The organism is Mycobacterium sp. (assembly GCF_050701675.1).
In the GTDB taxonomy this organism is placed as follows: domain Bacteria; phylum Actinomycetota; class Actinomycetes; order Mycobacteriales; family Mycobacteriaceae; genus Mycobacterium.
In genome coordinates this window covers 1-8977 of the sequence record NZ_JBOGDD010001071.1, presented here as the reverse complement: position 1 = coordinate 8977, position 8977 = coordinate 1, and the positions used below count along the sequence as shown (strand labels likewise).

General features: G+C 59.3%; 8 protein-coding genes and 4 pseudogenes. 3 read left to right on the top strand and 9 right to left on the bottom strand.

Annotated features, from left to right (window positions below; genetic code table 11):
• Positions 1 to 305: 305 nt before the first annotated feature.
• Positions 306 to 569, bottom strand: a pseudogene (locus tag ACRDUX_RS32885) (aspartate 1-decarboxylase); the annotation flags it as partial.
• Between the two features lie 201 nt (positions 570 to 770).
• On the opposite strand from ACRDUX_RS32885, the pseudogene ACRDUX_RS32880 reads away from it, so the two are divergent.
• Positions 771 to 1300 (top strand): annotated as a pseudogene (locus ACRDUX_RS32880) (IS110 family transposase); the annotation flags it as partial.
• Here ACRDUX_RS32880 and ACRDUX_RS32875 read toward each other — a convergent pair.
• Positions 1249 to 1653, bottom strand: a pseudogene (locus ACRDUX_RS32875) (UTRA domain-containing protein); the annotation flags it as partial. The pseudogenes ACRDUX_RS32880 and ACRDUX_RS32875 overlap by 52 nt on opposite strands.
• A 165-nt stretch (positions 1654 to 1818) precedes the next feature.
• On the opposite strand from ACRDUX_RS32875, the pseudogene ACRDUX_RS32870 reads away from it, so the two are divergent.
• Positions 1819 to 2195: pseudogene (locus ACRDUX_RS32870) on the top strand (hypothetical protein); the annotation flags it as partial.
• 58 nt (positions 2196 to 2253) lie between these two features.
• Complete coding sequence (locus ACRDUX_RS32865; protein ID WP_526420372.1) at positions 2254 to 2703, top strand: nuclear transport factor 2 family protein; 450 nt, start codon at positions 2254 to 2256, stop codon at positions 2701 to 2703.
• Between the two features lie 127 nt (positions 2704 to 2830).
• Here ACRDUX_RS32865 and ACRDUX_RS32860 read toward each other — a convergent pair whose 3' ends face one another.
• The 7 genes from ACRDUX_RS32860 to ACRDUX_RS32830 form a co-directional block, all read right to left on the bottom strand.
• The gene (locus tag ACRDUX_RS32860) at positions 2831 to 3220 is read right to left on the bottom strand and encodes a hypothetical protein (protein ID WP_526420376.1); all 390 of its coding nucleotides are present in this window, start codon (positions 3218 to 3220) and stop codon (positions 2831 to 2833) included.
• A gap of 73 nt (positions 3221 to 3293) precedes the next feature.
• Positions 3294 to 3695 (bottom strand): hypothetical protein, encoded by a 402-nt coding sequence (locus ACRDUX_RS32855; RefSeq protein ID WP_526420370.1) that lies wholly within the window; start codon positions 3693 to 3695, stop codon positions 3294 to 3296.
• Positions 3696 to 4736: 1041 nt separating this feature from the next.
• The gene (locus ACRDUX_RS32850) at positions 4737 to 5348 is read right to left on the bottom strand and encodes a hypothetical protein (RefSeq protein WP_526420374.1); all 612 of its coding nucleotides are present in this window, start codon (positions 5346 to 5348) and stop codon (positions 4737 to 4739) included.
• A 142-nt stretch (positions 5349 to 5490) separates the two neighbouring features.
• A complete protein-coding gene (locus ACRDUX_RS32845; protein WP_526420368.1) occupies positions 5491 to 6150 on the bottom strand; it encodes a hypothetical protein in 660 nt (219 codons plus the stop codon).
• 44 nt (positions 6151 to 6194) lie between these two features.
• On the bottom strand, positions 6195 to 7148 hold the full coding sequence (locus ACRDUX_RS32840) for an MlaD family protein (protein WP_526420366.1): 954 nt from the start codon (positions 7146 to 7148) through the stop codon (positions 6195 to 6197).
• A complete protein-coding gene (locus ACRDUX_RS32835) occupies positions 7145 to 8146 on the bottom strand; it encodes an MlaD family protein (RefSeq protein ID WP_526420364.1) in 1002 nt (333 codons plus the stop codon). Before ACRDUX_RS32835 ends, ACRDUX_RS32840 begins: the two co-directional genes overlap by 4 nt.
• Positions 8143 to 8977, bottom strand: an 835-nt coding sequence (locus tag ACRDUX_RS32830) for an Mce/MlaD family protein (protein WP_526420362.1), incomplete at its 5' end; no start/stop codon positions are given. The genes ACRDUX_RS32830 and ACRDUX_RS32835, both read right to left, overlap by 4 nt.

Below are 8977 nucleotides of genomic sequence, written 5' to 3'. Positions count from 1 at the left end.
CGCCCCCTCGCCGCCAAGCATACCGACAACCGCGAGGCCTACACGGCAGCGAAGAGGCGAGCCCACAGACACGGGCCCTCGGCTACAATGCGTTGTTAGACAAGCGCTTTCAGATTGCCAATCTCCGCCTCATCTCCACAACCAACAACGCATGTCGAGATGCAGCGAAGATTGACAGGACTCGCCTGCCTACTTTGACAAGACTTCGGCGTGTCGCCCGGAGCTTGTTAAAGTTGGCTGCAAAACGCAAGCTCAGCGAACGAATGGGCACCGATCTGGATAGCCCCACGGCGGCAATGCTCCCTGATCAATCTGACCAGATAGTCCGGTCTGATCAGGTGCGCTGCGGCGTCGTTGATTCCGATGACACCGGACCCGGTTGCTCCGGTGATCGCGTACGTGGTGAGGCGGGCACCGTTGGTGATGTCGACGACGTCGTCCTGCTCGCCCTCCCGAACGTCGGCGGCCTGCATGAGGCCCTCGTCGATCGTGGTCGATCCCACATAGTGCAGGTCGGGCTGAGTCACCGTGGCGCGATGCAGTTTGCCGCCGAGCATCGTTCGAAACATTTCTCGTCCTCCAGAGCGTTGTTCAGATTGTTGGCGCTCGACGTGCCCCACGGCCGACGACACGGCCGATCTGGCAGCAGCCCAAAGGCGTTGGGCTGTCGTCCGAACGCCCACGTGACCCGGTACATCGGACGTGGTACATATCGGCTCCCATCGCGGCAACGAACGTGCACGCGACTCGTGCGCTCCCGATCGACAGAGATAGCCAGGGTGGGGTGCGCCCCCAGTCCCGGCGAGGCTGCTCGTCTGAGCCTGGCCAAGGTCCGCTCAGGACTCAAACATGCTGGCCGACAACGCAACATCGATGCCGGGCTCAGAACATCTCGCAGCACTGCGCACCGACCAACTCGCCGCCCCTTCGGCGATCGCCGCCGCATTCGCCGCGACCACCCGGGCCGCAGTCGGCATCATCACCGAGTTGAACCATCAGATCGCCGACCTCGAACCTGAACTGACGACGCATTTTGAGACACACCCGGACGCCGACATCTAGCTCTCCCTGCCAGGACTCGGTGTCATCCTCGGCCATTGGGCCTTCTGCGCGCTGACCAGCAGTTCCGGGGCACGGGCCCTCTACGACCAGCACCGCGCCGCCGGCGACCTGCGCCACCAAGCCCTACGCGCCTTGGGCAACCGACTCGTCGGCATCCTGCACGGCCGCCTTCGCCACAGCGCCCGCCTACAGCGAAACCACCGCCTGGGCACACCGCCAAACCACCGAAGCCGCTTGACGAGTTACGCCCCTGGGATGTCTACAGCCGCTGTGGCGGCGGGAGACGGATCCGTACGCGGACGTGCTCCTCGTACACCAGGTCGCCCTCGTCGACGGTGGGCGGCGCCGTGGGGCGTGGACTGGGTGTTGTCGATGGTGAACGTGACGCGGTCTGGCCGATAGCGATCGTCGGCGTACTCGAAGCGGCGTACCGGAACTGTCAGTGGCACGACGCCTTTCGCGCAGAAGGGGTGCGCCCGGATCGACGTCGAGAAGGACGGCGTCCGAGTCCGACGCGAGAACCCCGTCGATGGTGTGGCTGCCTCCATGTAGGTCGATACCCTGCCCGATGACGCACGCGTAGATCGAACCGGAGTTGGGATCGAACCATCGACATCAACGGTGGAAGCCACCGGTGGCGCAACTCACACGAAACATATAACTATATATCGTATTGTTGACCTGTGAATGCTCCCCTCCCCGCAGCGCCGTGCAGACTCCGCGGTTCATGCCGCTCGACAGGGCGAGGTAGCCATCATGAGTGATGTCGTGTCCATCGGAACCTACATTCCGCCCTGGACGACGGGCGCGACCAACCGTGCACGTCGGGTCAAGGGACCCGACGAAAATGTGCTGACCATGGCTGTAGCCGCCGGTCGCGCCGCCGATCCGGCGGCCTCGGCACATCGCGTCGTTCTCATTTCGCGTGACTTTCCGCTGTTGGAGGGAGGGAACGATGCCGTGCTGCTCGCCGGTCTGTCGTTGACAGCCGATGTTCGGGTGACCGAGGTTCTTGGAAGGCACCAGAGGTGCGCGATCAGATCACGTCGGCCCCCGCGGGCACTCTCGTCATCACGGCCGATGACACCGACGCCGTCTCCGCCGCTGCCGCAGTGCTGACCGGGGTCGACGGCCCTGCTTGACACCGTCTTCAAATTCGACAAAGCAGGCGCACGGAAAGGACAGGTAGCAGTGGACGATTACGAAGAGATCAGGCGCGTAATTGCGTTGCACGCTCAGCTGCTCGATGAACGTCGATGGGCCGAACTTGCGGCGTTGTTCTGCGGTGACGGTGAGCTGCCGTGGGCGGGACAGACGTTTCGCGGGCGAAAGGCGATCATCGAAGGGTTACCTGCAACGCAACCCCCGACTCCGAACAGGATCAAACATTTCGTATATGCGCCGGTAATCGACATCTACGAGAACGAGGCTAGAGCTTGGAGCGACGTGATCGTGTCATTGGTACCGGAGGATGGGCCGGCCGAGATGTCGTTCGTGGGGCGATATCACGATCACCTGCGTCGAGAGGACGGGCGCTGGCTTCTGTCCAAGCACATCACAGTGAAAACCGGAGATTCGCTGCCTGACGGTGAACGACTGCCCTCGGCACTTGATGGGGGTGCGACTGGTGTTAATAAGTGACGGCTGGTAAGGGTCAACGCCGGCGTTGATCTGGGGGTTGCGGGCAGGGTGCCTCACTCACGCATGTTCGTGGTTACCGAGTAGGGAGTTCCGTGTCCAATACCTGGAATCAAGGGCCTATCGACAGTCAGGATTTAAAAGATGTGCTGCCGTAGCAGGCGGCATTGCCCACATCAAGGGTGCTTTCGCAGATGACCTTTCCGCGAAAATAAATCCTGACCGTTACCCAATTATTTGGCCTGGCCTCTGGGCACCAAGCTCGCCCGTCACATACGCGAGGCCGCCAGTCGGCGCGAACTTCCGCGCCGTCGGCTGACGGAATGCGAGCGTTAATCACCGTCACGCTGGTTCGCCATGGCAGCGGCACAGCATCGAGTACTTTCCGCTCAGAGGAGTCGAAGTACTCGACAGTTGCTGCGCCGACATCGTTTGAGACGACCTCGTATGTAACGCTATCCGCAGCGCGAGCGGACGGGGCCACCGAGATCGAAGAAATGCCAATAATCAACGAAATCATTACGAGCTGGATACGAATCATGGGCCCTTCCCGCAAGTATCATTGTCGAGCACACCTCTTGCAACCCTGATTTCTAGGTCCCCGCTAACACGTACACAACCAAGATATTATCAGTCGCCTCGTTTCGTCGCACGTCTATCCCTAAGTCCGTGTAGGAGCAATCAGGGATTGCGGCATAGCCTTGCAGTAAGGCGCCCTTTATCGCGTCAGCTTCGTTGCTCAGGGCACCTTGAAGCAAGACCGCCTTATTCCCGCCGTAGCCGAGATCCTTTAGCCCGGGCATTGGGTCAGTGATCGGTTGGTACGTTGAGATGTGGTTGATGTAGTCATCAGTCGACTGATTAATGATCCCAGCTGCTTTTTCGACAACCGGGTTGTAGCTCAACGGCTGGCATGACGTTCCACCGCGGGCGGTCGCCATCGCATCCTGCAAGTTGGCTACCGAATCCGCGAGGGCTGACGGTGTCAGCACCATGCCACTAGAAAAAAGCAGCGTGCACACGACTACCGGTCGGATCGGCGTCCGCCAGTAGTGGAGCATCGACGTCGACCTGCGGCCTCCGGGCGGAGCAGGTGATTGCCTTAGCACTTACAACTCCTTCTCTGGAAATGACAATAGGACGCCGCAGACGTGTGGGAAAACATGTACTCGCTTCCCGTCGTACGGTTTAACGCTAGCTGGCGTCACCGATAGCAAAAGAGTTCTTCCATCAACAAGACCCGTAGCTTAGGCACACACGCGTGGAGGGCTCGTCGTAGCCTTTGAACCAAGTCTCTGTCGCAGTTATCAAAAACTTAAACTCGCCGTGCCCGCAATAAATGCTACTGTCTGGCTCTATGGCACAAGTCGTTGAGTTGTAGGTTACGTAGCTGCGCGGCGGCAGTGTCAGATCAGCTTGTCCGGCAGGGAACTGTATGGCCGCGCTCCACCCGTGGTGCACGGAGCGATTTCCGTTGAACCAAGCGATGTGATTGCTCCCCGGGGGTGCACCCGGGATATTGCCGGTGCAACCAAAGCTTCCCCTATCCCAGATGCCGCAGTTGAGTCCAGAGGGTGACAGGAACCAGACACCGGGATGGTCAGCAAGGGACAACCGGTCTGGCTCAAATTGGTCATACCACGCAAAAACATGCCCCATCTCTGGAAATGGATTCGCTGGAGCATCGCTAGGCGGGTCCGCGTGTCCCGGGGCCACGGTGCCGAACACTAATCCAATTGTAGAAGCAATGGCCGCCAACCACCTCCAACGGCCCATGCGGTGATGCATTCTCCGATCCTCCTCCTCTGAGCAGCCCGTAAGCTGCGAACCGCAGCGATGTCGGCCCATCTCACCCCACCAGTTCCTGCTTTTAATTCAGATCATGAAACTCGGCGAATCGGTCGCCGCCAGATCGATGCCGATCGCCGCTCGAGTTCCGGGATCGTTCGTCGCCAGCACCAGATGCCGTTGACTCCGCTATGAATCGAGACGAATCGCACGCTCGCCGCCTGCTGTCAGTTACCGCACTACGTTCTCTACTGGCATACGTGCGAACGGTGGATTCTGCTACCCCAACGCAATACTCTCTGCACCGATGGACTTGTGAACCAGTCGGGTTGATGGCTCTTGATCCCGGCGCTGACGTTGGACAGGTGCTGCCACAGTAGGTAGAAACTCTCACCTTCATAGAGCGGAAAGTAGACGTCGCCCGAATGGTTAGTGGATTGAGTAAGTGCTTGGACGCGGGGGGCGAGGAAGTCCACCGACTGGTCGATATTTGCGGTGACAATGTCGGCTTGCTGTTGAAGGTCGCCAATGCTGTAGTCCCAGTCGGAACCCACGCCCGAGATGACCCCCGGTCCGTTCGGTGTGATCCGGTTGAATTGTAGCCTGTTGATCTGCCGCGTCAATTCATCATATTGCGTGTTGAACCACTGGCACATCTCCCGTTCCGCGTTGATGTCCGCATCGGTCACTCTTCCTTTCGTTTCGTCATAAGGGAATGGAAACTTCGGCACCCAGTCAGAAGGCGTTGGAGTGACCACCGGTAATGGTTCGGGAGGCCGCCCGTAATCGGACGGATCGGCTCGAGATGCAGGCCCAGTCGCGACGGACGCACCGGACAACGTAATCAAAACACATGTCAGCGCGATGATGCAGCGGCCCAAGGAGCTTCGCACCGTCGTATCCTCAACCGCATAAACCTCTTCTACGTGGCGACAGCTTTGAAAGCCACCGACTAGACCAGGCCACCTAGTTCGACCCATCATAAGTCACCTTTCGGGAGGTCTATTTTGGTTCTAACGCGTCGCCAACTCCGCCAACATCGGTGATCTGCCAATCCTTACTACTGTCGATTGTGACGCTGTATGTTGCCGTCGACTGCAGCGGCTCCGAAGCTTGGGCGGTGTTGGTAAGAACGCTTACAAAAGCGTCGACGACATAGAGTCCGCCGGTTTCTGTGCGAACCTTTGCCGCCAGCGGATGTGCCGTCGAATTCCATTGCAGAGGTACCAAAATCTGTTCCATCGACGTTGCAGCCTTCGACAACTTGTCTTTCAGTTCGGGACTGGTGCCTGCCACGAGCCTGCCCTTCCAGGCGTTGAGATCTTGGTAGTTCATCGCCGCCGCTTCTCCCGCGTACTGCAGAGCCACCTTCTCGGCGTGCACATTGTTTTCGGATTGGCGGGCCTGCTCGTCGAGCTGGCCTTGCGCTCCGATATAGAGCCAAGCCAGCACGCCGACGGCGCCGAGGAGGGCGGCGATCACCACGCCGATCACCACGCTTCGAAGAGAAACCGAAAGCTGCACTCTTTTGGACTTCTTACCTTGAGGTTCGTCCCTTACCGCCGACGCGTCCTCAATGGGCGATTCGTCCTCTGACGCCGACCCGCCTGAATCGGTGCTGGCCGCATCTAATCCTGCATCTCGTTCGCTATCAACAATCACGTAGTTTCCTCAATTCGTGGTCACGGGCAGCCATACCTGCCTAGTTAATTCGGGGGGATGGTGACGCGCAGCGTAATGGCGCCGTCCGCTGGCACCGTGTCCAGGATGTTGGCCAAGATCTGACTGGGGTCGAAGTTCAACAGTGCACCGGCGATGGCTCGCACGCGTGGCCGAAATGCTTCGCCCAGCACTTTGAGGTCACCGCCGTTGGCATCCAATAGCTTCTTGACCCGATCGAGGAAGAATCCGAATTTCTTCATACCGTCCGGATGTATCTCGAGGGCGCCTACCGAAAAACCTTGCAGGACCTTTGAAGCCTTGTCGGCGCTATCCGAGAGTTTGGGTGCCGTCGAAGCGAGCACGGGCCCTACCCACCCAGCGTTCTGCAACAGTGTCTCGAAGTTGCTCAGCAAGACTCGGCCTTGGCCGTGCATATCCACTGCGGTGTTTCTCAGCAGTTCGCTAGCGTGAGCCAGGTTGGGTAGCACCGAATTTGGATCCGGCAGTGCGGTATCTACCTCACCGATGATCCGTTCGAGCGCATCGGGGTCGAGCTGATTGAGCAACCGCGTGACACTTGCCGCGAGCTCCGTGATCGATGGTGGTTGCTCTACCAACTCGGTGGCGATGTGCTGGCCGTCGTGCAACATTGGACCGTCCTGACGCCGCGGAAACAGTCCGATATAGGTTTCACCGAGCGCAGATAGGTTGTCGAGCCGCACATCGCAGTCGGCGGGGATGCGGAAGCGGCCGTCCACGTAGAAGTCGATAGTGGCTCCGCCGATAGATGACGCGACATGGCTGACTTTGCCGACTGGCACGCCGCGCAGCAGGATGTTCGAATCGACGACGATGCCATTGATATCTGCCACCGTCATGGAGAGGTTGGTTCGGTCAGAGGGCGGCCTGACCCGCACACCGAGCGAGCCGATGTAGCTCACCGCAAACACAATCATCACGGCAAATGCCATGAACGACAAGACGTCTCGGCCCCTCATGGTGTCGCACCCAATATCCGCAGCACGTCTTGCACGTTGCCCGATATTTCCCGACCATCGGGTCCGATTATCGACGTAATGTTGATCGCCGGATATTTATCTTCCGGAAGGAAGAAATCAGTGAGTAGCCGACGCCATGCGGGCGCCTCCGCTTCGAACGTCCTCTTGGATTGCTGGGTAGCGCCCAGCGCATCTCGCAAAGAACGCAGTAGGGGAACCAGCCAGAAACCACCGGCGTAGACACTGCCGGTAGACGGCAGGATCGTTCCAACATATGAAAAAATCTCCAAGAACCGACGGAAAGCGGTCATGCCCTGCTCCGAGAACATTCCCTGCAAAACCGGGATCCTTCTGTGCGCGACGTCGACCGTTTCGGACACGCCGTTGAGCCATAGGTCGACCAGATTCATGTTGTCCGACAGGTCCCCGAGGTCGGCTGCCACTTGGGAAGCCATTTTGCGGATCCCATCTTCGCCTCCAGGCGGTTGGATTCGGTTGATACCGATGATCGTGTTCTGTATGCGCTGGATGGACCCGCTCGCCACGAAGTTCGCCATGTGGGCGATCGTGTCTTCAAGTTGTGGCGGAGAAGTGGTCTGCGCCAAGGGGATGCGCCCGCCCGGGCTCAACGCGGGTGCCGCTGCCTCATCGGTTTGCGGTCGCTCCAGGGCGACATAGATGTCGCCCAAGACCGTGTCCTGCTGCAGAACCGCGCGGATGTTCGACGGCACCGCGACGTTGCGGTCGATTGTCGACGTGACGTCGACCGCATCGCTGGAGAGTGCCACCTTCGCGACGACTCCGACCGTGGTGCCGTCCAAAACTACCTTTGCGCTATCTGGCAAATTGAGCGCGTTGGCGAATTCGATGACGATGTCATATCCACCGCGATAACTACTACCCGGCGCAGGCAACGAGCTCACATTGAGCGATGCACACGAGGAGACTGTCACGACGGTGGCAACGGCCCCGGCCAACCGCCACATCCGGCGGTTCATCGGCTCGCCTGTGTGAGGACGTACTGGAGCAGCGCAACATCGACCGCGTACGGTTGCCCGGCAACATCGGCGCAGCTTCCTGGCGTCGAAGCGTTCATGATCCCGCACAGCGCAAGCCCATTGGGGGTACGGATGCGATACAGCGGCGGACGATAACTGATATTGAATTCACGGTTATTGAAGTGATTGGCTAGCGTATTGACCCACCACGGGACAGGGTTCAGCAGATTTGCCAGCCACGGCGCGTGTGCACTCAGCTTCCTCAGGGCAACCGACGTCGCGTCGAGCGTGAACTGAAATTCACCGCCGAGGTTCTCTTCCACGTCCACTACTGCTTTCACAGCCCCGATGAATCCGCCGACCATGTGGTTGCCACCATCCAAGGTCACGGCGACGTCTGACATGTTCTGTTCGGCGTTGAGCAAAGCCTCCTTCAGCGGCCCTCTGATCTCGGTGACCGCTGAAGTCAGTTCGGCAAGGTTGGTGATCACGGATCCGATGTCGCTGATCGTTTGATCCGGGCTGTCGACTACCGCCGATGACGTCGTCAGCAGCGTGTTTACGCCGGCTCCATTGCCGTGCAACGCTTGATCGACCTGACGCACGACGTCGCCGACATTCGTCGACTCAGCCGGGTTGATTCCGTTGACGAAAGTGGTCGCCGAACCAATCACTTCGGACAGACTCTTCGGGGTCCATGAACGGTTGAGCGGAATGCATTCCCCCGAACGGAGGCGAGGTCCCGAAGCAGAGTTACCGACAAGTTCCAGCGACCGGTCAGCAAGGATCGATGTCGACCTGACAATTGCCTTGACATCAACCGGCAATAGG